Origin of the sequence: Lachnotalea sp. AF33-28 (genome assembly GCF_003477885.1) — a bacterium.
Lineage (GTDB): Bacteria > Bacillota > Clostridia > Lachnospirales > Lachnospiraceae > AF33-28.
In genome coordinates this window covers 464,932-491,002 of the sequence record NZ_QUEE01000001.1, presented here as the reverse complement: position 1 = coordinate 491,002, position 26,071 = coordinate 464,932, and the positions used below count along the sequence as shown (strand labels likewise).

Here is a 26,071-nt window from a genome sequence, read left to right as displayed (position 1 = left end):
GACAATTTCCAAAGGAAATCATGTGCATCCCCCTGGAGGGGCTATGTCAGCTTGCTGACATGGTATAATATCGACAGATATTATACCCGCGCTGCGGGCAGCGGGAGATGCAGGAGAACGGCCGTTGTTCCTGCATGGTAAAACTTCCCCCCTGATCATTTACATGCACAAAAATTCCGGAGGAAAACAAATGAAAGACAAAAAAGGAAAGAAACGGCAGGCAGTCAATCCTGTGGCGGTGCTGATCATAAGCATTATTTTGGTGGTCGCCGCGGCAGCGGCAGCTATTCTGCTGATTAAATACACCCCAACGAAAAAGAAGGCGGATCTGGAACAGGTATACGGTGTAACCGGCACCCAGGTAGCGTTAATCATCGACAGCGAATTCACATCGGCAAAAGGCTACTTAAGCCAGGGGCAGATTTACCTGCCTCTCGATATCGTATCCAACTATTTTAATGACCGTTTTTATTGGAACGGAGACGAAGGCAGGCTGCTGTACACTCTGCCCGACGAGACCGTCGGAGTACTGACAGGGGACACTGCATTTGAGCGCGGAGGAAACAGGAAAGATTATGGAGTGCCCATTATCGATTTCTCGTCGGGCAGCACGGCCATCCTCATGGAGTACGTGAAGGAATTTACGGACTTTGTGTATACGTATTATCAGGACCCCGGCAGAGCCTTTGTGGATTTCGGTTCCCGGACCGCGAACCGGGCCACAGTTAAAAATAAGACCCAGGTGCGCGTGCTGGGTGGGATCAAGAGCGAAGTCATGACCACGCTGGAGTCCGGTGCCCAGGTAACGGTGCTCCGCGAAATGGAGAACTGGAGTGAAGTCCGGACAGAGAACGGGCATATCGGATATATCAGGAAAAATGCTCTGGATAATTACAGGCAGGAAGCGGCAGCGAGCGGCTTTGTAGAGCCGGTATACACTTCCATACAAAAAGGCTATGACATCTGCCTCGTATGGCACCAGACATTTCAGCAGTCCGATAATGACAGGCTGGAAGAGTTGATCGGCAAGACAAAAGGGGTCACTACGGTATCTCCCACATGGTTTTCCCTGTCCGATAACGAAGGGAACTTTATATCGCTGGCAGATGCCTCCTATGTACAGAAGGTCCATGATCTGGGGATGGAGGTATGGGTACTTGTGGATGACTTCAGTCCGGATATGAGCGTCTATCAGATGCTGAAGAAAACGGATGCTAGAAACCGCCTTACAGAGAATCTCATTAATGAGACAAAGGCCCTGGGCGCGGACGGAATTAATATAGACTTCGAGAACATCACAAAGGATGCCGGCCTTCATTATATACAGTTTTTAAGAGAATTATCCGTGGCCTGCCGCAGAGAAGGACTAGTGCTTTCTGTGGACAATTATGTGCCCAGTGACGGCAGGATTCATTATAGCCTTAAGGAACAGGGCATAGTGACGGATTATGTCATCATCATGGGATATGATGAGCACTGGAAAGGAAGCAATGCGGGCTCCAACGCTTCAATGAATTTTGTGGAAAAGGGCATCAGGGATGCCCTGGAGCTGATTCCCAATGAGAAACTGATTAACGCCATACCGTTTTTTACACGTATCTGGAAAGAGATTCCAGAGGAAAAGGCGGCAGAAGGCGCGAAGATCTGGGAGGACGGCAATTCCATCTATCCCCGCTACGCGTTGGAATCCGAGGCCTGCGGCATGAAGAAGCCGTGGACGCTTCTGGAGGAACATGGGGTGGAAGCTTCGTGGCTGGTAGAATTGGGGCAGTATTATGGAGAATACGAAGAGGATGGCTGTATGTACCGTGTTTGGATTGAAGATGCCCGGTCCATCGAACAGAAGATGCAGCTGATCCGCCAGCAGGAACTGGCAGGGGTTGCCTGCTGGAAACTCGGACTTGAGACCGAGGAGGTATGGGATATTATTCCCGGTTACCTCAACTGATAAGTGAGTATGTACATCCGGAAGCCATTATGGAGGTGAAAGCCTTCATAATGGCTTTTCCATGATAATTTCGTAAAAGGTATTGACTTATAATTGTAAAAATGATTTACTAAAAACAAAGGATATGATTGTCGCGGACGGGAAGCAGACATCCTATTCTGCAGTAATTGTGCCGCCGGGCATGGATCTTTCTGCATCAGCCGGCTTCGAAGCTTCAAAGAACTGGAGCAGAAGATCTCCGGCGGATGGGAAAAAATATAAAAATCAACTCCTGCGGCCGCGGGAGAGAAAAGGGGTCAAAAATGAAGAAATCTGAATATGAAAAGGCCAGACAGGAAGTGTTGTGCCTGTATGACAGGGCGGGCATCGTCCTGCGGGAAGATGAGAAAGAAGAGCTTGAAGTTGCTGATTTTGGGCTGGGGGATTACGAACATATCGGGCTGGCCTGCGTGATTTACGTGAATACACAGCGCTGCTGCGGGAAAGAAATGGCACTTCTGCCGGGACAGACATGCCCGGAACACCGCCACGCTCCGATCCCGGATATCAGCTATGAGGGCAAGGAAGAAACCTTTCGCTGCCGTTACGGAACCTGCTATGTATATATAAGCGGAGAGGAGACATTAAACCCGGCCTGCAGCCGTCCTAAAGGCAGAGAAAAGTATTATACTGCCGGACATGAAGTGATACTGAAACCGGGCATGCAGCTGACACTTAAGCCCAATACGCTTCACTGGTTTCAGGCAGGGGTAGAGGGAGCGGTCGTATCAGAATTCAGCACCAGAAGTATAGATGAATGCGACATATTTACGGATCCGGAAATCGTGCGGATTCCGGTGATTGATGAATGACAGGAGGGGCATATGACAAACAGAGAACGTTTTATAAGGACTCTCAAGTGTGAGAAGATCGGTGGGCGCGTTCCGACCTTTGAACTGGTATTTTTTTTGACGATGGAGGCTTTTGGCAGAGTGCATCCCTCCCAGCGCCATTACGCTCAGTGGAACCAGATGAGCGGCGATGAGAAAAGGCTTCATATCGAGGATTTGGCGGATCTGTATATACAGACGGCGAAACGGTACGGCCACAGCGCGATATTCATCCATCCGAATCCGGACGATTTTGAGAGCACACAGTGGCTGCTGGAAACAATCCGCGAAAAGAGCGGAGATGAATATTTCATCATGATGCATGGGGATCCTACATGGGCGATCCCCAGCGGAGACAATATGATGGAATTTGCGGTGAAAATGTATGAGATGCCCGAAGAACTGAATGAAGTGAGCAAAAGGGATCTCGAGTATTTCGTGACTCTGGCGCAGAAACTTGATGACAGAGGCCACCTGCTGGACGGTTTCGCGCTTTGTTCCGATTACTGTTTCAATGTCAATCCTTTTTTTACCAGCGAGCAGTTTGATGAGCTGATTGTTCCGTATCTGAAGGAAGTGATAGCGGAGTACCGCAGGATGGGGTACTATTCGATCAAGCATACGGACGGAAATGTCATGCCCATCTTAAAGCAGATGGCGGACTGCAAGCCGGACGCAATCCATTCCCTTGATCCGCAGGGAGGTGTGGATTTGAAGGAGGTCAGGCGGTTAGTCGGAGAGAATATCGCGCTGATCGGCAATGTGAACTGCGGCCTGCTTCAGACCGGGACCGAGGAGGAATGCAGGCGGGATGTGTTAAGGTCCCTAAGCCAGGGTATGGAAGCGGGAAAAGGATATGTATTTGCGACATCAAACTGCGCTTATACCGGTCTGCCACTGACACGGTATGAGATGATGATAGAGTTGTGGAGAAAATACGGCGATTATGACAGGCTGGATGAACTGAACGAAGTCTTCAGAAGCATGGAGGGATGAGCATGACACCGAATTGATCAGAGCCTTTGCCGATGAGGCGGTAAAGTGCCAATAATGATTGTGAAATCTTTGCTGCCGATTCAATCTATGGTTAAGGACACGCCCTTCTGAATAGAATATGGTAAGAGGGTAGAAAACGAGGAGAAAGGATGTCCTTAAGCATGAAAAATAAGATTGAAGTAACCATGGGCCTGATCATGATCATGGTCATCGCGGCCATCGCGAGCCATGCGGCCGATTATGCCAGCGCCTCCGCATTCCCGGAAAAGTCAGCCTATGTGGTGGTCATAGATGCAGGTCACGGCGGAATGGATCCGGGAAAGGTGGGCGTAAACAATCAGCTGGAAAAAGACATTAATCTGGCTGTCGCGATGAAACTCAAGGAGTATCTTGAACAAAACGGCATAAAAGTCATCATGACCCGCGATGAGGACGAGGGACTCTACGATTCCGGCAGCAAAAATAAAAAGCGGGATGATATGAACAAGCGCTGTGAACTTATTGAAGAGAGCGGCGCGGATCTGGTGGTCAGCATTCACCAGAACAGCTATCATGAAGAATATGTGTGCGGTCCGCAGGTCTTTTACTATAAAAACTCCCAGGAAGGCAAAAAGCTGGCGGAGCTGCTGCAGAAGCGGTTCGACTTTGTGGTGGGGGACCGTAATACTAGGCAGGCGAAACCGAATGATAATTATTACCTGCTCCTGCACACTTCCTGCCCGATTGTGATTGTGGAAAGCGGTTTTTTAAGCAACTGGGAGGAGGCGGAGCTGCTGTCCACAGAAGAGTATCAGGAAAAGGTGGCATGGACCATACATATGGGAATACTGCAGTATCTGAACCTGGAGTAGTAACAATTAGAGCACCTAAGTAAAACGTCATATTTAGCCTTAGATCTTGAAGGCCTGTGAAAATAATGTTATAATGTCCGAAGGTATGAAGAGGGACGGCGGCAGAGTGCCGCCTGCCCCATTAGAATAACAACCGCCCGACGCAGCGGGCAGACAGGTGTTTAATATGGATACAAAGGTTTACAATGTGGAGGAAACGGGCAGGTGCCAGGAGATATTTATGGAGGCCGGGCGGGTCATCAGATCCGGCGGACTGGTGGCATTCCCCACAGAAACGGTGTACGGGCTGGGCGGCAATGCGCTGGATGCCCGGGCATCAGAAAAAATATACGCTGCCAAAGGAAGGCCTTCTGACAATCCGCTGATCGTTCATATCGCTGATCTGGAGGAGCTGCCGGATCTGGTGGCGGAAATCCCCCCCATGGCGGAAACTTTGATGAATCAGTACTGGCCCGGCCCCCTGACGCTGATCTTTAAAAAGAGCTTAAAGGTGCCTCCGGAGACGACCGGCGGACTGGATACTGTGGCGGTCAGGATGCCGGATCATGAGGCTGCGGCTATGTTGATCCGCGCTTCCGGAGTCCCCATTGCAGCGCCCAGCGCCAATACCTCCGGCCGTCCAAGCCCCACCAGGGCAAAGCATGTGCAGGAAGACCTGTCAGGAAAGGTGGATATGATACTGGATGGGGGAGAGGTGGGTATCGGACTGGAATCCACAATTATCGATGTGACCGGAAGCGACCCGGTGATACTTAGGCCCGGCTATGTATCTCTTGATATGGTGAAGAAACTGTTTGAAGGCGTCAGGATGGACAAGGCCTGCACGGAGCCCCTGAAAGAAGGCGAGCGCCCGAAAGCGCCGGGGATGAAATACCGCCATTATGCGCCTAAAGCAGGGCTTACCATAGTGGAGGGAGGCCGCGCGGAGGTTTCTTCTTTTATTAATAACCACATTCAGGAAGAATCTCTGGCAGGAAACAAAGTCGGCGTGCTCTGCACCGAAGAAACTGCGGGCTGCTATCCCGGAGGTATCTGCAAATGCATGGGACGCAGGGCCGATGAGGAGACCGTCGCTCATAATCTTTTTGCGGCATTGCGTGAATTTGACGAAGAGGAAGTCTCACAGATCTATTCGGAAAGCTTTTACGGCGGACAGCTGGGACAGGCTATCATGAACCGGCTTATGAAAGCTGCAGGCTACCATCTGATTCAGGTCTAATAAAATAAATGAGGATTCCACGCTTCTATAGGCGGAGGAATGAATCGCACTTAAGTGGGGAGACAGTATGAAGTCCTATAAGAAGTTGATTTTTGTCTGTACGGAGAATACCTGCCGCAGCATTATGGCGGAGGCGATTTTTAAAAGTATCAGGGGAAGCCATGAGCTGGAAGTCCTGTCCAGAGGCCTGGTGGTGCTGTTTCCGGAACCCATGAATCCCAAGGCCATCGCGGTGCTTAAGAGCAACCGCCTGGAAGTGGACAGAGAATTTTCCATACCGCTTTCGGCGGAGGATCTGACAGCGGATACTCTGGTTCTGACCATGACTGAAAAGGAAGCTGTTTCCGTCATAGAACAGTTCGGCAATAAGGCCGATGTGTCCACTGTCCGTGCGTTTACCGGACAGAAGGGCGATGTTTTGGAGGTCCATGGAGCCCTTACCGAATACGGTATGCTCTATGAGCACATGGATCTGCTTGTAAAGATGATTGCGGAAATACTGTTTAAACAGGAGGAGAAAGAATGATTGCAATAGGAAGTGACCATGGCGGATATGTATTGAAACAGGAGATTCTGGCATATCTGGACAGCCAGGGAATTGAATACAGGGATTTTGGCTGCTACAATGAGAATGCCGTGGATTATCCTGATATCGCCAGACCTGTGGCCCAGGGGGTGGCGGACGGCACCTATGAAAAGGGCATATTGATCTGCGGCACCGGCATTGGCATTTCCATCGCGGCAAATAAAGTGAAAGGAATCCGTGCCGCGCTCTGCCATGACTGTTTCAGCGCGCAGGCCACCAGAGAGCACAACGATGCCAATATCCTGGCGATGGGAGGGCGCGTTGTGGGGCCGGGACTGGCCGTCATGATCGTGGATACCTTCCTGCACACTCCGTTTTCGGGGGATGAGCGCCATATGAGGCGTATTGCAAAGATAGAGGGCTGATGACTGCCGGCTGGCGCAAAAGGAAACGGAGGAGGCTATGACAGTGAAGCGAAATGATTATATCAGCTGGGATGAATATTTTATGGGGGTTGCCATGCTGTCGGGACAGCGGTCAAAGGATCCCAGCACACAGGTGGGCGCCTGTATCGTCAGCGCGGACAACAAGATCCTTTCCATGGGCTACAATGGATTTCCCAAGGGCTGTTCCGATGACGAGTTCCCATGGGGCAAAGGGGAAGACGATCCCTACGATAATAAGTACTTCTATACCACTCACAGCGAACTCAATGCGATCCTGAATTACCGCGGGGGCAGCCTGGAGGGCAGCAAGCTGTATGTGACGCTGTTTCCGTGCAACGAATGCGCCAAGGCGATCATACAGGCAGGCATCAAGACGGTGGTTTACTTTGACGATAAGTATGCCGATACCTCCGCAGTTAAGGCGTCCAAGAGGATGATGGATGCCGCCGGCGTGCGCTATTATCAGCACAATCGGACCGGAAGAACAATCACAATTGAACTGTAGACAGCAACAGCTGATCAGGCCTGACTGCCGTAACCCGGCAGGACAGGCCTTTTTTCGGCATAAGTTTGTGTCCGCGCGGCAAAATCAGGTGTTCGCTGTGCAAAGTGTAGATTTTTTTGAAATGTTCAAAAATTGCTTGACATACAAAAACCTTGTTGGTAAAATAAAACCCATAAATGCAAGGGAGCAGAAGGGAGGATAACCGTCCTATTCTGCATTTTTTTTAACTTAGGACTATATCACAATGAAGCGATAAAGTTTTATTGATCCGCTTTTACTGCTTCCCGGCTTACCCGCAAAAAGAGAGGAGTCACACTAAAGTGTGCGCGGGTCATCAGCCTGCGGCTGGTGACAAGATAAGGAGGAATGTATATGAAAAAGAGTAAATCTCTACTCGCGATACTGTTAGCGTTAAGCATGATGCTGACTGCATGTTCGGCGGGAACATCCGGAAACGGCACTGAGGGACAGGGCAGCACCGGCGGTTCCAGCAGCATTACAATCGGACAGGTTTCCGAAGTGGCGAACCTGAATCCCACGCTGTTTCCAAGAACACCGGACAGCAATGTACAGTGCATGATTTTTGATCCGCTGGTATCCCCCACAGAGAGCCTTGAGTTCGAAGGACGCCTGGCTAAGAACTGGGAGATCTCCGATGACGGTAAACTGTATACCGTACATCTGGTAGAAAATGCGAAATGGCATGACGGGGAGCCGTTCACAGCCGATGATGTCGTATTTACATTCACTTCACTCGCAGATCCCAGCTATATCGGAGGCATGGACACACGTGTTTCATCTGTTGTAGGAGCGGAGGAATATAAGGCGGGCACCGCGGACAGCGTAGCCGGCATCCAGAAAGTGGACGACTACACCGTAACCTTTGAACTGACCGAGGCAAACGCGGCATTTATCGCACAGCTGTATACATATATTCTGCCGGAGCATCTGTTAAAGGATACGGCTCCCGGAGAATGGGATAAGATGGACTTTAACCGCGCTCCTGTAGGAACCGGCAAGTATAAATTTGTGAAATGGGAGTCCGGCCAGTATATTCAGCTGGAGAAGAATCCTGACTATTTCGGAAACCAGCCCAGCATCGATACCGTATATTACAAATTTGGGGATGCGACCACGCTGACCGCAGCGCTGATCAACGGCGAGGTGGATGTGGTGGAATCCATAGAATCTTCCGAGATTGATATGCTCGACAGCACCGACGGAGCCAGCGCCGTAACCTATGAGACCATGAACATGTACTATATCGGTCTGAACCAGCTCAACGAAAACCTGAAAGATATAAAGGTTCGCCAGGCCCTGTCCTATGCTCTTGACAAAGAGAAGATGATCAAGACCGTATATGGGGAATACGCCAGCGCCACCGATGATATTTTCCCCACCACGCACTGGTCCCACACCGACGATGTAACCTCCTACCCCTATGATCCTGCTAAGGCTGAGTCACTCCTTCAGGAAGCCGGATATACGAAGAACGCGTCTACCGGTTTCTATGAGAAGGACGGCAAGATGCTTATGTTCACCTATGATATGGTGACCAAAGGACAGGCTGCGGCGGATATGTCCCAGCTGGTACAGCAGGCATGGCAGGCCATCGGCATCAAGGTGGAAATCCGTGAGCAGGATTTCTCGACACTGGCATTTACCAGACTGCTTCCCAATGATGCGGACGGCAATCCGAGAGCGGTGACGGCGGATGATTTTGATATGTATACGCTGGGCTTCGGCGTTGAGGTGGATCCGGATGAATACAGAACGTATTTACAGTCCCAGTACTGCCCGCCCAACGGCATGAACTTTATCACATACTCCAACCCGGAGGTGGATAAGCTGTTTGAGGAATCCATTCAAACTACAGAGCAGTCGGCCAGAGAAGAATGTTACCATAAAATTGCAAAGATTGTTTCCGATGATATTCCCTGGATTCCGCTTTACTGCAATATCAGTATCGTAGGCGTAAGCGATAAGGTACAGAATTTTGCTGTTGATTTCCGCGGCATCACATATCAGATCGAGAAGTGGAACATGGCAGAATAAAAAGCCTTTCGAAATACGAAAAGGATCGTCACGGTCCTTTTCGTATTTCCTTTATGAGGCGGTTTTACGGCCTTTTGTGCCAAAAGAGCGAGAATTGTGTTGCGGGTGTTTAAAGGACGCCGGCAGATGGGAGCATATATGAAATTTGACCCTGTGGAATGTCTGAAAGACCTGGTGAGGATTGACACCACGAATCCTCCGGGCAATGAGCAGGAGGCGCTGCGGTACATAAAGACACTTCTTGACAGAGAACAGATCGCATCCTGTATACAGGAAACAGCAAACGGAAGAGGGAATCTCGTGGCATGCATACCTGCCGCCCGGGCGGTAAAAGGCCCCAACCTGATTCTCTTAAGCCATATCGATGTGGTGGGAGCCGATCCGTCGGAATGGACCTGCCCTCCCTTTGAAGCCAGAGAGATAGACGGATATATCTATGGAAGAGGGACGGTGGATACAAAGCAGCTGACGGTGATGGAGCTGGCTGCGTTTTTGAATCTGAAAACCCTGCAAAAAGATCAGAACCGGGATGTTTACCTGGTCGTGACCTGCGACGAGGAGAGCGGAAGCGAGTGTGGGCTGAAGGCGCTGCTGCAGGGAGAGGTTACCCTGAAAGACGAAAGGATCACCGGGCGGGCACTGTTTGAACACAGCGAAGTGATCAGCGAGGGCGGAGGATTTCCGGTTCTCGTCGGCGGTTCCAGATTCTATCTGTGTGAATCGGGACAAAAAGGGGCGGCTACTGTGAAGTTTCATGTAAAGGCTAAGGAAGGAAACGGGCCCTTTTTTACCAGCGGGGACGGAGTTGTAAGGGCCATGGATTTGGTGAAACATATCGGCGGCATGGAGCTGGAAAGCAGACGGCTTGAGACTGTGAGACTGTTTTTGGAACGCCTGATGAAAGCGGCGGGGGCAAAGAGCGAAGAGGAGCTGTCTCGGTCCCTGTCTCCGTTTATGAACAAGATATTAAAGGCCATGCAGCAGAACACGATGACGGTTACCGTGATCGAGGGAAAGAACGTGAATGAGACCGTGGTTACAGCGGATGTAAGGCTGCTGCCGGGCTACGGGCGGGATTATCTGGAGCGCGTGGCGGGAGAGCTGGCAAGGATGTATGATGCCTCCTATGAGGTGGAATCCTTCAGCGAAGGCTATGAAAGCGTTGTGGAAGGCAGTCTGCCCGCCGCCCTGTCCAAATGCACAAAGGCGGAGTTTTCAGACGGCAGGACAGAGTTCCTCCCGTTTATATCCATGGGTTCCAGTGACGGACGTTTTCTCGTGCCCCTTTCGGCCAGAGTATATGGCTACAGTCCGGTTTATGACTGGGATATGACCTTTGACAGCGCGGTGCTCATGGTACATGGGCGCAATGAAAGAATACACAGAGACTCGGTGGGTCTGGGAAGCCGCATTCTGACGGCTGCGGTGGCGGACTGCGTAACCTCTGGCCGGTGACATTAGAATAAGGGAGCGCTCTGATGAGCGCGAAGGTCATCAACCTCCGGTTGGTGACATTAGAAAGAGGAAGCGCTCTGATGAGCGCGAAGGTCATCAACCTTCGGTTGGTGACATTAGAAAGGATGGGAAAGCAATGATCAACAGAAATGAAGTGGCGAGGGAAAAGCTGGATCAGGCGGTAAAGCTGATGGCGGAAAACGGAGTGGATATGTGGGTGGTATACTCCAGAAGAAAACAGGACCCCTCTCTGGAGCTGCTGTTCAACGCGGGGCTGCAGAATGAAGTCCTGTTCGTGATCGCAAAGGACGGGCAGCATGTGGCGCTGGCGGATGAGTCCGATGTGGCAGCGCTTAAGGATTCCGGCCTGTATGCCAGAGTGACAGCCGTAACTGCCGACACCATTATGGGAGAATTTAAAAAGATCTATGACGCGGCGGATGTAAAGAAGCTGGCTCTTAATATGACTGCCGAAGACGACCGCTGTGACGGGCTGTCCAAAGGGCTTTATAGCAAGCTTTGCGGCTGCATCGGCAAGGAGACGATGGAGCGCGTTCAGACCAGCAGTTTTGATATGCTGGAGTATTTAAGAGCTGTTAAAACTCCCAGTGAAGTGGAGATCATGCAGGAGTGCAGCCGGATCACCACGGATATTTATGATGAGGTGTTTAGTAAGATCCATGTGGGCATGAGCGAAGCGGATGTGGGGCAGCTGATGCTGGATGAACTGGCAAAACGGGGCTGTGTCAACGGCATTGGCGAGCCGGACGAATATCCTATGGTGCTTCTGGTAAGATGCGGCATGTCGCACAGAAAGTCCTCCCCGAAGAATGTGATTAAGCCCGGCGATATGCTGGTAATCGATTTCAGCTGCCGTTATAACGGATATACCTCAGATATCGCCCGCACCATGTATTTCCTGAAGCCCGGTGAGGAGCACGCGCCGGCGGATGTGAAGCACTGTGTGGATTCCGCTATTAAGGCGGTGGGCGAAGTGCTGAAAGTGATCAAGCCCGGCATGAAGGGCTACGAAGTGGATGCGGTGGGCAGACAGTCCATACTGGACAGCGGATATCCCAACATCCCCCATTCCGTGGGCCATCAGGTGGGTCTGGAATGCCACGACGGCGGGACGGTGCTGGGGCCTCATAAGAGCAAAAAGGCAATGTGCGGGGTGCTTAGGAAAAACGAAATCTATGCGCTGGAGCCCACAGTGCTGCAGGACGGCGGCCTTCCCTGCGCGATTGTGGAGGACAATGTGATCCTGACGGATGACGGCTGCCGCTTGATCAGCAAACGCCAGACCCAGATTGTTGAAATCCCTTACAGAGAGGGCTGACCCATGGAACTGGAGCAAGCCGGAAAAGTATTTGCTGACCTGATTCGAATTCCGTCGGTAACCGCGAGTGAAGGCGAAAAGGCAGCCTGTGATTTTTTGAAGAATATACTGGAAGAGGCGGGCATTCCCTGTGAAATCGTGGCAAAGACGCCCGACAGGCCCAATCTGCTGGCCTGTCTGAAGGCCTCTGATCCTGTGGAGCCTCCGATGATGCTGATCTCCCATATCGATGTGGTGGCGGCGGATCCGGCAAAATGGCAGCAGGACCCCTTTGGCGGCGTTACAGCGGGCGGCCGGATACACGGCCGGGGCACGCTGGATACCAAACAGCTGACCGTTATGGAGCTTTATGCGTTTCTGGAGCTGAAGCTGCGGCAGAAGGAATTAAACAGAGATGTCTGGTTTGTAGCGACGATCGATGAGGAAGGCGGCAGCGCTTTCGGAATGGGGTATTTAAAGGAAGTGAGGCCGGAACTCTTTCACGGCAGCATTGTGATCAATGAAGGCGGAGGCTTTCCGATGCGGATTAACGGCCAGAATTATTTAATGATGACCGTTGGTGAAAAGGGCATCTGCAGCGTGAAGCTCACCGCCAGGGGGCAGGGCAGCCATGCCAGCGCGCCGGGCGGGGACCAGGCCGTGCTTAAGATGGCAGAGGCCCTGAAAAGTATTTTTGCCAGAGAAAAGGAGCTGTCCGTCGGAAGCAGGCGCATCCGCTGCCTGATGGAGAAAATCCTCGGCACCGACCGGATTGACAATCCTCTGGCAGAAGCCCTGTGGCAGTATGCCGGAGAAAGCAGCATAGGGATGCGCAATTACCGGATCGGCCAGCGCAGCAATGTGGTGCCTTCCTCCTGTGAGGTCACGCTGGAAATGAAGGTGCTGCCTTACGCTGGATGTGAGGAGATATGCTCATTTCTGGACCGCGCGCTGGAGGGATGCCAGGTCAGCTATGAGATAGTGAATTTTGAGAAGGGATTTGAAAGCAATGAGGAGAATTCCATGCTTTTGGATCTGATACAGAAGGCGGAAACATTTGCCGGAAGGCATGGCTTTCCCTGCCGGGTGCTGCCGATGCTGGCACTGGGCAGGACGGACGGACGTTTCTATGGCAGCGAGGACAGTATGGTGTACGGGTTCTCGCCGGTACGGATGGAGGACAGCTTCAATGAGATTCTGCCCAAGGTCCACGGCCCTAACGAAAGCATAACCGTGGATTCCTTTTTCTTCGGGTGCCGGATGCTTATGAGTCTGACAAAAGAGTATTGCCTGCCGCAAAGGTGAATAAATAAGCGCAGTCAGTATGCTGATGCGCATAATGGAGGACAACATGAATAAAGCATATCATGAAAAGGTTATTAACGATGTGATTGAACAGTTGAAAAATCTGGATATCGATGCCTATGTGATTATAACCAGCGAAGGCAGTGACCAGATTACAAGCTTTATACCGGGCGTAGGAACGGTGGGATCGGGCGCGTTCATCTTTACAAAGAATGGAGAGAAATACGGCATTTCCTCCAAAATTGATGCCCAGGATATTGAGGAGTCCGGCCTGTTTGATGAAGTGATCAAATACGATTCCTACGATGAATCTGTATCTTCTTTGATGAAAAAGCTGGCGCCTAAAAGGGTGGCTTTAAATTATTCGGAAAAGGATCCGTTCTGCGACGGCCTCACCATGGGACGCTATCAGAAGTTTATTGAGTCTCTGGGCGGGGAAGTATCTTTCGAAGAGGTAAGTTCTGACTGCTTCATTCCCAGGGTCAGAGAGAATAATCCCCTATAATTTAAGGAGGAAGCGGAATGGGAAAGTACATTAGAAAAAGATTGCTTCAGACCATACCGATCGTATTCGGTATTACGATTCTGACCTACTTCATCATGAAGCTGGCGCCCGGCGGGCCGCTGGCCAATATGATCAACCCCAGGACCAGCGTGGAAGCTATCAACAAAGCAAAAGAGGCGCTGGGCCTGGATAAACCGATTCTGGTGCAGTACTGGAACTGGCTGAAGGAGCTGTTTCATTTGAATTTCGGCTACAGCACGTTTTCCGGACAGCCGGTGCTGGAAATGATCCTGGAGAGGCTGCCGGCCACGCTGCTGCTCACCTGCACCGCATTTGTGATCAGTTTTGTGATCGGCATACCGCTGGGCGTTTATTCAGCCACACATAAATATTCTGCCGGGGACTACGGCCTGACCATCTTCTCCTTTATCGGAATATCCATCCCGTCCTTTTTCTTTGGTATGGGACTGATCTACATATTTGCGATTAAGCTGAAATGGTTCCCCACCTCAGGCTTTGGCAGCGCTTCTTTCCACGGTACGCCGTGGCAGGAATTCTGCAATAAGCTCAGATATCTTGTCATGCCTGCGGCGGCCATGTCACTGGCCAATATAGCCACCGTGATGCGCTTTACGCGTTCCAGCATGGTGGAAACATTGAGCCAGGATTATATCAGGACCGCCAGAGCCAAGGGATTGGCGGAAAAGGCCGTCATCTATAAGCATGCGCTGAAAAACTCTCTGATTCCGGTCATAACGATATTCGGTCTGTCTATCCCCAACCTGTTCGGCGGCGCGTATATCACGGAAAAGGTATTCGGGTGGCCGGGCATGGGCCAGCTGGGCGTTGATGCCATCGGCAACAGGGATTACGCGGTACTCATGGGACTTACACTGTTTACGGCGGTATTGGTGCTGATCGGCAACCTGGTATCCGATATTCTGTATTCCTTTGTAGATCCACGTATCCGGTACTAAGGAGGTAGACATGGCAACTGAAATTCAAGTGAAAGCAAAACGGAATATTTTCAAATCCGACGGCTGGAAGCGGTTTTCCAAGAACAAGCTGGCGCTGATCGGACTGATTATCATAACTCTGCTGATACTGATGGCAGTGTTTGCGCCGCTCATAGTAAAACACAGCCCATATATCTCGCTGGAGGATGCGGACGGCATCGTCATGAAGAATCTGTCTCCTAAGGCCAGCGGCACGCTTCTTGGAACGGACAGCCTGGGGCGCGACATCTTCAGCCGCGTGGTTTACGCGGCCAGGGTCTCCATGAGCGTCGGCGTTGTAGCTGTGGGAATCTCCACCACCATAGGCATCATCCTGGGCGCTATCGCCGGCTATTTCGGCAAATGGGCGGATACGATCATCATGAGAGCCGTGGACGTGGTTTACTGTTTCCCGGTCATGTTTCTGGTAATCATCATTTCCACCATGTTAAAGCCCAGCATTTACAACATCATGCTGGTGATCGGACTCTGTAACTGGACCGGCACGGCCCGATTCGTCCGCGGTGAGATCTTAAGGGTGCGTGAGCTGGAATATGTGCAGGCCTCCGTCTCCTTAGGAGCGAAGGACGGGCGTATCATATGGTCCCATATCATTCCTAACGTTATGGCTCCGATCATCGTGGAGGCCACGCTGCAGATGGCCCACGCCATTCTGACAGAGGCATCCCTAAGCTACCTGGGAGTGGGCGTTCAGATGCCCATGGCCAGCTGGGGCAATATGCTGATGGATGCGAATAACCTGTCCACCCTGACCCTAAGGCCCTGGCAGTGGGTTCCGCCGGGAATCTGCATACTGCTGGCGGTGTTGAGCATCAATTTCATCGGCGACGGCATGAGAGACGCTTTGGATGCGCGTCAGAAGAAATAAGTGCCTTGCGGGATATAATAAACTGCGCAAAGCGCGCGGGATAGGAGAATAAAAGATGGATAAGAAAGCGATCGTTGAAAAGAGGCTGGCGAGCCTTAGAACCTATCTGGACGATAACGGCCTGGACGGTGCCATGCTCAATTCCTATGAGAATTACAGGTACTTCAGCCTGTTTACCGGGAGCAACGGATATCTGGTGGTGACAAAGGATAAGGTGGCGCTGGTTACGGATAAAAGATATACCACACAGGCGTTAATGGAGACTGTGGACTGCGAGGTCATCGAGCACGCCGCAAACCGCCTGGAACTGGTGGCGGATACGATTAAAAAGATGGGCATAAAGCGGATCGTCATGGAAGAGGGCATGGCGGTCGGAGAATACTTCGCGTTAAAGGAGAAACTTGCGGATACCGAGGTGGTATTTGAATCAGAGTATTTCCTGGAAATCCGCATGGTGAAGGACGAGGAAGAGATCGGTCATATCCGTGATGCCATCCGCTGTGCAGAAGGCGGATTTGAGAAGCTGATCCCCAAGCTTAAGATCGGAATGACAGAGAAGGATCTGGCGGATGAGCTTCATTATCTGGTGTCCAAAGAGGGTGCGGAAGCCATGAGCTTTGGAACTATTGTGGCGTCCGGTCCCAGAGGCGCCATGGCTCACGGCGTTCCTACGGATAAAGTGATTGAAAACGGCGATATGGTCGTGGTGGATTTCGGCGTGATGAAGGACGGCTACTGTTCAGATATGACCAGAACGCTGCTGTTCGGGGATATATCCAAAGAGGATCAGTATATATTTGATCTGGTGAGGGAGAGCCAGATTGCCGCGATTAACGCAATACGTCCGGGCGTCCTTGCAAGGGAAGTGGAGCAGGCCCACAGGGATGTGTTCCTTAAGGCGGGGCTGGAGGACTATGCGCTGAAAGGGCTGGGTCATGGGATCGGACTGGAGATCCATGAATGTCCCAGGATTGTGATCGGCAATGAAACACGTCTGGTGCCCGGCATGGTATTTACGGTGGAGCCGGGTCTGTATTTTCCTGATCGCTGTGGAGTGCGTACGGAAGACGATGTTCTCGTGACAGAAAGCGGCTGCGAGAATCTGTCTCATACGCCTCATGAGATACACATCGGATAAAGGAGGCTTCAATGAAATTACTGGAAGTGAACGATTTAAAAACATATTTTTATACCGATGCGGGATGTGCCAAGGCGGTGGACGGCGTGACCTTTTCACTGGATAAAGGCCAGGTGCTGGGCATCGTCGGGGAATCCGGCTGCGGCAAGAGCGTCACAAGCCTTTCCATTATGGGTCTGGTGGATCCGGTCACCGGCAGAAATGAGGGCGGCAGCATCTTTTTCGACGGACAGGATCTTTTAAAGCTGCCGAAAAAAGAGATGATGAAGCTGCGCGGCAATAAGATCTCGATGATCTTTCAGGAGCCGATGACCTCTTTAAATCCGGTATTTACTGTGGGCTATCAGATAGAAGAGGCTCTGATCCTGCATATGAACATGAACAAAAAGGAAGCCAGGGAAAGGGCCATAGAGCTCTTAAAGCTGGTGGGCATACCGGAGGCGGAAAAGCGGGTGGATGAATATCCCCATCAACTGTCGGGCGGAATGCGTCAGAGAGTGATGATTGCTATGGCTTTATCCTGCAACCCGGAGCTTTTGATCGCCGATGAGCCGACTACGGCACTGGATGTGACCATACAGGCACAGATATTGGAGCTGCTTAGGGATTTAAAACAGAAACTCAATATGGCGATCATCATCATCACCCACGATCTGGGGGTGATCGCGGAGATGGCCGATGAGGTGGTGGTCATGTATGCGGGAGAAGTGGTGGAAAAGGCGAAGACGAAGGATCTGTTCGCACATCCGAACCACCCGTATACCATTGGGCTCATGCACTCCATACCGGATATCAATGAGGAGGTGGACCGCCTGCAGACGCTGGAAGGTCTGGTGCCCAGCCTCTATGATATGCCCGGTGGCTGCCGGTTTGGCCCCAGATGCGACCGCTTCTGTGAAGAATGCGGTAAGGCGGCGATCCCGCTCACCGATCTGAAAGACGGACGTCAGGTCAGATGCAGGAGGTACGGAGAATGAACGATGTATTGATCGATGTTAAGAATCTGAAAAAATATTTTCCCACCGGCACCAAGGGACAGTATGTGAAGGCTGTGGATGACGTCACATTTCAGATTAAGAGAGGGGAGACTTTAGGCGTCGTGGGTGAAAGCGGGTGCGGAAAGTCCACAACGGGCCGTCTGGTGCTGCGCCTTCTGGAGAAAACCGACGGGCAGATCCTCTATGACGGCACGGATCTAAGCCGGATAAAGCGCAAGGAGATGCGAAGCATGAGAAGCCGCATGCAGATCATCTTCCAGGACCCGTATGCTTCCCTGGATCCGAGAAAAACGGTGTTTCAGACGCTGTGCGAGCCTTTTCAGATCCACTATCCCCAGATGTCCCGGGAGGAGATGATTGAAAAGGTTGCCCGCCTGGTGGACTGTGTGGGGCTGCGCCCTGAACATATCACCAGATATCCTCATGAGTTTTCCGGAGGACAGAGACAGCGCATCGGCATTGCCAGGGCCATCGCGCTGAACCCGGATTTTATCGTCTGCGATGAGCCGGTATCCGCTCTGGATGTTTCAATACAGGCACAGGTGATCAATCTGATGCAGGATTTAAAGGAAGAGTTCAACCTGACCTATATGTTTATTTCTCATGACCTGCGCATCATCAAGCATCTGTGTGACCGCGTCATGGTAATGTATCTGGGCAATGTGGTGGAGATCGGTTCGAAAGAGGCCATCTATGAAAAGAGGCGCCACCCCTATACGGAGGCGCTGCTTTCCGCGATCCCCAATATAAAAGATAAGGATGCCGGCAAGAGAATCATACTGGAAGGGGATATTCCCAGCCCTGTGAACCCGCCGTCCGGCTGTCCGTTCCACCCCAGATGCAGCAAATGCATGGAGATCTGTAAAAAAGAAAAACCGAAGCTCAAGACTATGGAGGATGGGACACAGGTGGCCTGCCATCTGGAGCTTAAATGACGCATCATTGCTGTTCGCAGATGCCATAAACCTTCCGCGTATGGCGGGGTAGAGTATGGTCCTCATAGGGACGCGCTCTCGCTCCGTGAAGCGCGCAGCGGTTCTAACGCTGCAAACTACGCAGCGAAAGAACCGGCGAGCTTCAAGGGATCCCAATGAGGACCATACTCTACCCCGTCATACGCTGCTTTATCGACACCTTTAAAGAGTAATGACGCTGGAATAAAATACGGTTTACAAGTGTACATGGGTAATATAAAATGAATATAGGGAAATTATGGTGACGGACCCGGTCACAAAAAGAGTGAATATATGGAGGAAATTATTATGAATAAGATTGTAACAGACAAAGCGCCACAGGCAATCGGACCCTACTCTCAGGGAATGACTTTCGGAAATATGGTATTTACATCCGGCCAGATACCGGTGGATCCCGCTACCGGAGCGGTGGGAGGAGAGACCATCGAGGTACAGGCGGAGCAGTCCTGTAAAAATGTGGGAGAGGTTTTGAAAGCGGGAGGCAGCTGCTTTGAAAACGTGATTAAGACCACATGCTTTTTGGCTGATATGGCTGATTTCCCGGCCTTCAATAAAATATATGAAAAATTCTTCATCAGCTGTCCTGCGAGATCCTGCGTTGCCGTGAAGGATCTGCCGAAAGGCGTCCTGTGTGAGATCGAAGCGATCGGATTTGTAAAGGAGAATTGAGATGGCCTTATTTGACAATGAAAATGTCAATGTGGACGTGCTCAAAAAGCGTGCGTTCAATTACCGCTGGGCGGAGGTTCCGGACGGAACTATCCCTCTGACGGCGGCGGACCCCGACTATCCTGTGGCCCCTGAAATACGGGAAGCCATGATGGCGTATATTAACGACGGATACTTCTCCTACACACCTAAAATGGGCTACCCGGAGTTCAGAGAGAGCATCGCCAGGGCGTTATATGCCAGAAAACAGGAAAAAATCGATCCGGATCTGATCCTTCCCATTGACAGCGCGGCCAGAGGCATGTATGTGATTGCGGAAACCTTTTTGAGACCGGGAGATGAAATGATCGTGTTTGACCCGGTGGATTATCTGTTCAAGGAGTCCGCGCTGGCTGCGGGGGCGGTACCGGTACTGTTTCCGGCCGTGCTGAAGGATGGCCATATCGACCTGTCGGAGCTGGAGAAATACATTACGCCGAAGACCAGAATGATCGGTCTGTGTAACCCTCACAACCCCTACGGTGTTGTTTACAGAAAAGAAGATCTGGAACACATCATGGGGCTGTGTGAGAAGTATGGGCTGTACATCATGAATGATGAGATCTGGTCCGACATTGTATTTCCGGAGAAGCCTTTTATCAGCATTTATGCCCTTGGAAATGAGAGATGCCGCAGAGTGTACTCTGTGTTCGGATTTTCCAAGAGCTTCGGTATCGCTGGACTGCGTGCGGGCTGTGTGTACTGCACGGACAGGGACGGCTTTGAGAAGATTGTGAACAAGTCCGCGGTGCTGACCACGGCGGGGGGGATTGCATCCATCTCCCAGATTGCAGGTACTGCCTGCATGGACAAATGCTATTACTGGGTGGATGAATTTCTCGCGCATTTAAAGAAAAACAGGGACTACGCCCTGGAGAGGTTAAGTTCAATGCCTCTGATCACCTGCCACAAACCGCAGGCGACGTATTTACTGTTTCCTTGCATCAAAGAATTTGGCATGACCAGTGAAGAGTTTACGGACTATTTAAAAGAAAAAGTTCAGCTGGCGCTGGTATCGGGCGGCGAGCAGTTTTTTGGACCGGGTTCACAGGGATACTGCCGGATCTGCTTCGCGACCAGCGCAGAGATTCTGAAAGAGGGACTGGACCGGCTGGAGAAAGGCATCCATTTACTGATCCAGGAGAGAAACCTTTAGTTGTTACGGAAAAATTGCAGAAGGGGAGTGACAGGAAAGGCCGTTTCACGAAACGGTGAAGCGGCCTTGAGTCACGGGAAGGTTTAAGATGGAAGAACGTGAATTACATCCGAACCTTAAGGTTGTAAAACAGCTGGTGGAAGGGCTCAAGGACATGATGGGAAGCCGATATGAGGTCATACTTCATGATTTGAGCCAGGTGGAAAGCTCCATTGTGGCTCTGGAAGGATCGGTAACAGACCGTCATCTCGGAGGGCCTGTCACCAATTACGTGCTTCAGCTGATCCGTAAATATGGCAAGGATGTGCCCAACAGCATTAATTATAAGAATGTGCTCTCCGATGGGCGGCTTCTTCGCTCTTCTACTATTTTTATCCGCGATGACGATGGGGAAGTGGTGGGATGCCTTTGCATCAATCAGGATCTAACGGACTATCTGGTGGGAGTCAATCTGTTTAAGGAGCTGACCTCGTTTAATACATTGGAGGATGAGCCGGAAGCAGGGATGGAGTTCTTTGCGCGGGATATCAGCGAGGTGATGGAAACGATTGTGAGCTCAGAGCTGAAGCTGATGGCCAAACCGGTGGCCTATATGCAGAAGGAAGATAAGCTGGCGATCGTAGACCGGCTGGAAGACAAAGGGATATTTGACGTGAAAGGTTCCGTGGAATATGTGGCCGAACGGCTGGGCGTTACTAATTTCACCATATATAATTATCTGAAGGAAGTCCGTTTCTGCAGAAGCAGATGACAGGCACCGATGACTGAAGGCTCCTGCGCCGGTATGAAGGCGCACGGAGCCTTTTAGAAAGGGAAGAAGGCATGAATACAATCCAATTTTTCTTAACACCGGCTGCGGGGAAACAACTGATTGCAGATGCGTTATCCGCAAGGGAAGACATAAAAGCAGCTCTAAGAGAGCACACGGTGGTAATTGTTGCGGGGTCTACAAACGGCTATGTGGCGGAGTCTCTGCTGCAGAGTATCGGACAGGCAGAGGATTTCTGCCGGGGCGCGTTTTACAGGGGGCTTTTAAAGCCGGACACGGCCAAAGCATCCCGGCCCGCGTACGGAAGCGACATTGTGATCCGGCGCGGCGAATGGATCAAGGGGCAGAACATATTTGACTGTGCGGGAGAGCTGAAGCAGGAGGACATCATCCTGAAGGGAGCCAACGCGGTCCATCTGGCATCCGGCGAGGCCGGCGTGCTGGCCGGAAACCCAACTTCCGGGACGATCGGTCCGATTTACTCCGCCGTGATGGGCAGACGTGTAAAGCTGATCCTGCCTGTGGGCGTTGAGAAGCGGGTGGAGGAGCCGATTGCGCAGCTGGCCAGGCTGAACAACGGTCAGGGAGCTGCCGGCTGCCGCCTTTGTCCTGCGCCGGGCGAAGTTTACACAGAGCTGGATGCAATAAGAGATCTCTGCGGTGCAGAGGCTCATATAACGGCAGGAGGCGGCGTATGCGGCTATGAGGGCGGCTGTCTGTTTACCTGTACGGGGACGAAGGAACAGCTGGATAACTGCAGGGAACAGATGAAAAGGATCGCCGGGACGCCTGCATTTGAAATTTAATTAATAAGGGGCTGTCACACTGCAACAGCCCCTTTCTTGTATTTTATGTATTTGATTCTCTGCTTTCAATTTCCTGTGTCAGTCCGGAAAACCCGCCCGAATATATGATGTTTAAAAGGCGGTCCAGCTGTGTCAGCAGCAGTTTGGTCTCCTCCGCGGTAATCAGCCCCTGATCCAGCGCCTCGGACACCTCGTCCAGATCCACTACGCGGACGCTGCCGTCAGGAAATACCACCACATCGGCCAGCAGGTCCGTGAACAGGTAGCTGTTATCCTCCTTGCGGTATTCCGTTTTGATGATATCGCAGTACCAGTATCGGAATACGTTTCCCTCGCCGTAAAATTTGCTCACCTTGATCCCCTTATCAAAGAAGTAGCAGGAATAGCCGTTGGTTAATTTTGGCTTGGGATGTATAGCAATCCATTTCGTTACCATAATATTACTGTCACGGTACAGTATGATGTCCTGGTCCAGGCGGATGCATTCGCTGGGAATCAGGCGCTTGCGGTATAGAACAGGTGATGGGATGTCCATATGCTTTCCTCCGGCTTTCTTGATTTACCAGTGCAGCTATAATATCGATATTATACCATAGTTATAAAAATCAGTGAAGGTAAATAATCTATTTTGCCAAAAAATTAACGAGTTGTAAATAGACAAATTTTACTGAATGTTAATAGACAATTCAGTAAAAAATGATATAATGAAAACAATGAGCTGACAGCAGGTGCAGGAAATGGGCAAAAACAGCAATGCGGGAATTGTGAGAAATCTGATGATGGTGACGCAGCTGGGGATCAGTGTTCTGGCCCCGGTGATTTTGTGCACCGTCGTGGGGATCCTCTTGAAGGGCTGGTTCGGAGGAACCGGGATTCTCGTATGCCTGGTTCTGGGCATTATGGCCGGGGCCAGGAACGGTTATGTTCTTGCGAAAAAGATTATTGATAAGAATGAGGAGAAGAAGGATGATTAGGTATACAAATCAGGCTGTGAAGGAGATCGTAACCGGTATTCTGATCTACGGATTTGTATGTACGCTGATCATTTTGTTTTTCGTGGATGGCGGGCAGCTCTTATCCGCCCTGGCGGGTCTTGCGCTGGGAATCTTCGGAAGCGCAGCGCTGCTGCTGCATATGACCGTCACGCTTGAGAGCACGGTGGATACCATGGACGAACACGCGGCCAAACGCAATGCGGCCAAGTCCTACGTGATCCGCAGCGTGGTATTTATCGCGGCGTTTGCGGCGGCGTTTTTCTCCGGATTCTTTAATATGCTGGCGGTGCTCGCCGGACTTTTCGGCCTGAAGATCGGCACCTATCTGCAGCCTTTGCTCCATAAGCTTTATCAAAGAAAAAACAAAAGCAATGAAACGGCTTTAGATGAGCCGGGTGACTGAATCGGTCACGACTACAAATCATGAAGGAAGGGGTGAAAAAAGTGGGACTCATATCGAATGAAGCGGATTTTATGATTCACGGACTGTTCAGCTATGAGGCATTCGGCCAGACCTTCTGGATTACCACGACCCATGTGGGAATGATCATCATCACCGCGCTCTTTATCGTGCTGGGACTGGTGGCGCATCACCGCATGAAGAAGGCCGAAGAAATACCGGGAACTCTGCAGAATATTCTGGAATTGATCGTGGAGATGCTGGATAAGCTGGTTCATACCAATATGGGAAAGTATGCGGGCAAATTTGCCAATTACATTGCCACGCTGTTCTTATTTGTGCTGATCAGCAATATATCGGGTATCTTCGGATTAAGATCGCCCACGGCGGATTACGGCGTAACCCTGATGCTGGCGCTGATCACATTTGCCATGATCCAGTTTAACGGCATCAAGCACCAGAAACTGGGGCATTTTACCGCGCTGTTTAAGCCGATTCCGCTTTTATTCCCGATCAACCTGATTGGCGAACTTGCAACGCCGCTGTCCATGTCGCTGCGTCTCTTCGCCAACATGCTGTCAGGAACCATTATCCTGGCACTCTGGTATGGATTAATACCAATTTTTCTTAAAATCGGCGTACCGGCGTTTCTGCATGTGTACTTTGATTTATTCTCCGGCTGCATCCAGACCTATGTGTTCTGTATGCTGACCATGATCTTTGTTACGGACAAGATCGGAGAGAGCTAATGCGGGAGCAACGGACTCCCTATATCAGGAAATCAGACTTACAGTGAAAGCGCACAGTGCGCGTAGGTCATCAGCCTTCGGCTGGTGACATGAAAAGGAGGAAAAAATATGTTTTCAGGACAGGATTTAATCTATGCATGTTCCGCTATTGGCGCAGGTCTCGCGATGATCGCAGGTATTGGCCCCGGTATCGGCCAGGGTATTGCCGCCGGCTATGCAGCTTCTGCAGTTGGACGCAACCCGGGTGCGAAGGGTGATATCACCACCACCATGCTTTTAGGACAGGCGGTTGCCGAGACCACTGGTCTGTACGGTCTGGCCGTAGCATTTATTCTTATGTTCGTTAAGCCTTTCAGCTAAAGAGCTCTCTGACCCGGACAGGGATAAGAGAAGGTTAAAGACAATAGAGGAGGTGAGCTCTTGGAAAGACTGTTAGGCCTTGATGCCCAATTGATTCACGATGCGATACTGCTGGGTATCAATATCTTCATCCTGTTTTTCTTCATGTCTTATATGTTTTTTAATCCGGTAAGGGATATGCTGAAGAAGCGTCAGGATAAGATTAAAAATGAGCTGGATTATGCTGCGCAGGAGAAAGCCTCTGCACAGGCTATGAGGGCGGAGTATGAGCAGAAGATCGGCAGCGTGAAGAAAGAAGCGGATGAGATCCTAAGCGAAGCCCGCAAAAAGGCGCAGTATCGGGAGAATCAGATCGTGGCGGAGGCACAGGAAGAGGCCGCAAGGATTCTGGAACGTGCAGGTCACGAAGTGGAATTGGAAAAGAAAAAGGCCATGGAGGATGTAAAGGGCGAGATCATCGCCATAGCGTCCATGATGGCGGGCAAGATTGCGGCGGCGTCCATAGATGAGAAGATGCAGGACGCACTGCTTAACGAGACTCTGAACGAGATAGGTGATAGCACATGGCAAAGTTGATAGCAAAGACGTACGGTGATGCGCTGTTTGACATAGCCCTGGAAAAAGCCATGACGGATTCCCTGTTTGAAGAGGCGCTGGCGCTTCAGAAGATATTTGAGGAGAATCCGGAGCTGACTGCCTTTCTGAACCATCCCGACATCGAGGTGTCTGAGAAAGAAAAAACCGTAGAAGAAATCTTTAAAGGCCGCATCTCTGAGGAGATGGCGGGACTTCTGCACGTTGTGGTGGAGAAGGGCAGGCAGGAGGGTATACATGAAATTCTCGGGTATTTCATCACAAGAGTGAAGGAATACAAGAAAATAGGCATTGCCCATGTGACTTCCGCGGTTCCTTTGACAAAGGATCAGAAGAGCCAGATTGAACAAAAACTTCTGGCAACCACTCCCTATGTGCAGTTCGAAATGAACTATGCGGTGGATGAAAGTCTGATCGGAGGCGTCGTGATCCGTATCGGAGACAGAGTTGTGGACGGCAGCGTCAAAAACAGGCTTTATGAGTTAAAAAAGGATCTGAATAAGATCCAGTTAGCATAAACAATGAAAAGAGGTGCGTATATC

At 51.0% G+C, this 26,071-nt stretch carries 29 protein-coding genes; 28 read left to right on the top strand and 1 reads right to left on the bottom strand.

What is annotated here, in order from left to right:
- Nucleotides 1-190: 190 nt before the first annotated feature.
- The 22 genes from DWZ56_RS02005 (at nt 191) to DWZ56_RS01890 (ending at nt 22,431) form a co-directional block, all read left to right on the top strand.
- On the top strand, nt 191-1,948 hold the full coding sequence (locus DWZ56_RS02005; protein ID WP_158584401.1) for a glycosyl hydrolase family 18 protein: 1,758 nt from the start codon (nt 191-193) through the stop codon (nt 1,946-1,948).
- A 302-nt stretch (nt 1,949-2,250) separates the two neighbouring features.
- Complete coding sequence (locus tag DWZ56_RS01995) at nt 2,251-2,799, top strand: D-lyxose/D-mannose family sugar isomerase (protein WP_118554689.1); 549 nt, start codon at nt 2,251-2,253, stop codon at nt 2,797-2,799.
- Between the two features lie 12 nt (nt 2,800-2,811).
- Nucleotides 2,812-3,813: a uroporphyrinogen decarboxylase family protein gene (locus tag DWZ56_RS01990; RefSeq protein ID WP_118554688.1), complete on the top strand. Its 1,002-nt coding sequence runs from the start codon at nt 2,812-2,814 to the stop codon at nt 3,811-3,813.
- A 161-nt stretch (nt 3,814-3,974) separates the two neighbouring features.
- Nucleotides 3,975-4,664, top strand: coding sequence for an N-acetylmuramoyl-L-alanine amidase (locus tag DWZ56_RS01985; RefSeq protein WP_118554796.1), 690 nt, complete (start codon nt 3,975-3,977; stop codon nt 4,662-4,664).
- Between the two features lie 166 nt (nt 4,665-4,830).
- The gene (locus DWZ56_RS01980; protein ID WP_118554795.1) at nt 4,831-5,883 is read left to right on the top strand and encodes an L-threonylcarbamoyladenylate synthase; all 1,053 of its coding nucleotides are present in this window, start codon (nt 4,831-4,833) and stop codon (nt 5,881-5,883) included.
- 67 nt (nt 5,884-5,950) lie between these two features.
- A complete protein-coding gene (locus DWZ56_RS01975) occupies nt 5,951-6,409 on the top strand; it encodes an arsenate reductase/protein-tyrosine-phosphatase family protein (RefSeq protein WP_118554687.1) in 459 nt (152 codons plus the stop codon).
- Nucleotides 6,406-6,834 (top strand): ribose 5-phosphate isomerase B, encoded by a 429-nt coding sequence (rpiB, locus tag DWZ56_RS01970; RefSeq protein WP_118554686.1) that lies wholly within the window; start codon nt 6,406-6,408, stop codon nt 6,832-6,834. Before DWZ56_RS01975 ends, rpiB begins: the two co-directional genes overlap by 4 nt.
- A 37-nt stretch (nt 6,835-6,871) precedes the next feature.
- Entirely contained in the window at nt 6,872-7,360 is a 489-nt protein-coding gene (locus tag DWZ56_RS01965) for a deoxycytidylate deaminase (RefSeq protein ID WP_118554685.1), read from the top strand.
- A gap of 372 nt (nt 7,361-7,732) precedes the next feature.
- The gene (locus DWZ56_RS01955) at nt 7,733-9,415 is read left to right on the top strand and encodes an ABC transporter substrate-binding protein (RefSeq protein WP_158584400.1); all 1,683 of its coding nucleotides are present in this window, start codon (nt 7,733-7,735) and stop codon (nt 9,413-9,415) included.
- A 138-nt stretch (nt 9,416-9,553) separates the two neighbouring features.
- Nucleotides 9,554-10,870 (top strand): M20/M25/M40 family metallo-hydrolase, encoded by a 1,317-nt coding sequence (locus DWZ56_RS01950; protein WP_118554794.1) that lies wholly within the window; start codon nt 9,554-9,556, stop codon nt 10,868-10,870.
- A gap of 136 nt (nt 10,871-11,006) precedes the next feature.
- Nucleotides 11,007-12,209 carry a M24 family metallopeptidase gene (locus DWZ56_RS01945; RefSeq protein ID WP_118554682.1) on the top strand — a complete coding sequence of 401 codons (1,203 nt, stop codon included), beginning with the start codon at nt 11,007-11,009 and terminating at the stop codon, nt 12,207-12,209.
- A gap of 3 nt (nt 12,210-12,212) precedes the next feature.
- Entirely contained in the window at nt 12,213-13,493 is a 1,281-nt protein-coding gene (locus DWZ56_RS01940; RefSeq protein ID WP_118554681.1) for a M20/M25/M40 family metallo-hydrolase, read from the top strand.
- Between the two features lie 46 nt (nt 13,494-13,539).
- A complete protein-coding gene (locus DWZ56_RS01935) occupies nt 13,540-13,998 on the top strand; it encodes a hypothetical protein (RefSeq protein ID WP_118554680.1) in 459 nt (152 codons plus the stop codon).
- 17 nt (nt 13,999-14,015) lie between these two features.
- The gene (locus DWZ56_RS01930) at nt 14,016-14,975 is read left to right on the top strand and encodes an ABC transporter permease (protein ID WP_118554679.1); all 960 of its coding nucleotides are present in this window, start codon (nt 14,016-14,018) and stop codon (nt 14,973-14,975) included.
- Nucleotides 14,976-14,985: 10 nt separating this feature from the next.
- Nucleotides 14,986-15,882, top strand: a complete 897-nt coding sequence (gene opp4C / locus DWZ56_RS01925; protein ID WP_118554678.1) for an oligopeptide ABC transporter permease — start codon at nt 14,986-14,988, stop codon at nt 15,880-15,882.
- 55 nt (nt 15,883-15,937) lie between these two features.
- Nucleotides 15,938-17,020 carry a M24 family metallopeptidase gene (locus DWZ56_RS01920; RefSeq protein ID WP_118554677.1) on the top strand — a complete coding sequence of 361 codons (1,083 nt, stop codon included), beginning with the start codon at nt 15,938-15,940 and terminating at the stop codon, nt 17,018-17,020.
- A gap of 11 nt (nt 17,021-17,031) precedes the next feature.
- Complete coding sequence (locus DWZ56_RS01915; protein ID WP_118554676.1) at nt 17,032-17,997, top strand: ABC transporter ATP-binding protein; 966 nt, start codon at nt 17,032-17,034, stop codon at nt 17,995-17,997.
- Nucleotides 17,994-18,953: an ABC transporter ATP-binding protein gene (locus tag DWZ56_RS01910; protein ID WP_118554675.1), complete on the top strand. Its 960-nt coding sequence runs from the start codon at nt 17,994-17,996 to the stop codon at nt 18,951-18,953. Before DWZ56_RS01915 ends, DWZ56_RS01910 begins: the two co-directional genes overlap by 4 nt.
- 327 nt (nt 18,954-19,280) lie before the next feature.
- Nucleotides 19,281-19,661 carry a RidA family protein gene (locus tag DWZ56_RS01905; RefSeq protein ID WP_118554674.1) on the top strand — a complete coding sequence of 127 codons (381 nt, stop codon included), beginning with the start codon at nt 19,281-19,283 and terminating at the stop codon, nt 19,659-19,661.
- A 1-nt stretch (nt 19,662) separates the two neighbouring features.
- Entirely contained in the window at nt 19,663-20,856 is a 1,194-nt protein-coding gene (locus DWZ56_RS01900) for a pyridoxal phosphate-dependent aminotransferase (RefSeq protein WP_118554673.1), read from the top strand.
- A gap of 88 nt (nt 20,857-20,944) precedes the next feature.
- The gene (locus tag DWZ56_RS01895; RefSeq protein ID WP_118554672.1) at nt 20,945-21,607 is read left to right on the top strand and encodes a helix-turn-helix transcriptional regulator; all 663 of its coding nucleotides are present in this window, start codon (nt 20,945-20,947) and stop codon (nt 21,605-21,607) included.
- Nucleotides 21,608-21,678: 71 nt separating this feature from the next.
- On the top strand, nt 21,679-22,431 hold the full coding sequence (locus tag DWZ56_RS01890; protein ID WP_118554671.1) for a hypothetical protein: 753 nt from the start codon (nt 21,679-21,681) through the stop codon (nt 22,429-22,431).
- Between the two features lie 43 nt (nt 22,432-22,474).
- Here the strand turns inward: DWZ56_RS01890 and DWZ56_RS01885 are convergent, their stop codons facing one another.
- Nucleotides 22,475-22,966: a DUF402 domain-containing protein gene (locus DWZ56_RS01885; protein WP_243095018.1), complete on the bottom strand. Its 492-nt coding sequence runs from the start codon at nt 22,964-22,966 to the stop codon at nt 22,475-22,477.
- Between the two features lie 202 nt (nt 22,967-23,168).
- Here DWZ56_RS01885 and DWZ56_RS01880 point away from each other — a divergent pair, with 202 nt between their 5' ends.
- The 6 genes from DWZ56_RS01880 to atpH all read left to right on the top strand — a co-directional run bounded on the left by DWZ56_RS01880 (nt 23,169) and on the right by atpH (nt 26,047).
- On the top strand, nt 23,169-23,405 hold the full coding sequence (locus DWZ56_RS01880) for an AtpZ/AtpI family protein (RefSeq protein ID WP_118554670.1): 237 nt from the start codon (nt 23,169-23,171) through the stop codon (nt 23,403-23,405).
- Entirely contained in the window at nt 23,398-23,829 is a 432-nt protein-coding gene (locus tag DWZ56_RS01875; protein ID WP_158584399.1) for an ATP synthase subunit I, read from the top strand. The genes DWZ56_RS01880 and DWZ56_RS01875 overlap by 8 nt, the downstream gene beginning before the upstream one ends.
- A 20-nt stretch (nt 23,830-23,849) precedes the next feature.
- Nucleotides 23,850-24,575 (top strand): F0F1 ATP synthase subunit A, encoded by a 726-nt coding sequence (gene atpB, locus DWZ56_RS01870; RefSeq protein WP_118554668.1) that lies wholly within the window; start codon nt 23,850-23,852, stop codon nt 24,573-24,575.
- Between the two features lie 108 nt (nt 24,576-24,683).
- Complete coding sequence (gene atpE, locus DWZ56_RS01865) at nt 24,684-24,935, top strand: ATP synthase F0 subunit C (RefSeq protein ID WP_118554667.1); 252 nt, start codon at nt 24,684-24,686, stop codon at nt 24,933-24,935.
- A gap of 60 nt (nt 24,936-24,995) precedes the next feature.
- Nucleotides 24,996-25,511: a F0F1 ATP synthase subunit B gene (atpF, locus tag DWZ56_RS01860; protein ID WP_118554666.1), complete on the top strand. Its 516-nt coding sequence runs from the start codon at nt 24,996-24,998 to the stop codon at nt 25,509-25,511.
- On the top strand, nt 25,499-26,047 hold the full coding sequence (gene atpH / locus DWZ56_RS01855) for an ATP synthase F1 subunit delta (RefSeq protein WP_118554665.1): 549 nt from the start codon (nt 25,499-25,501) through the stop codon (nt 26,045-26,047). The genes atpF and atpH overlap by 13 nt, the downstream gene beginning before the upstream one ends.
- The last annotated feature ends 24 nt before the right edge of the window (nt 26,048-26,071 follow it).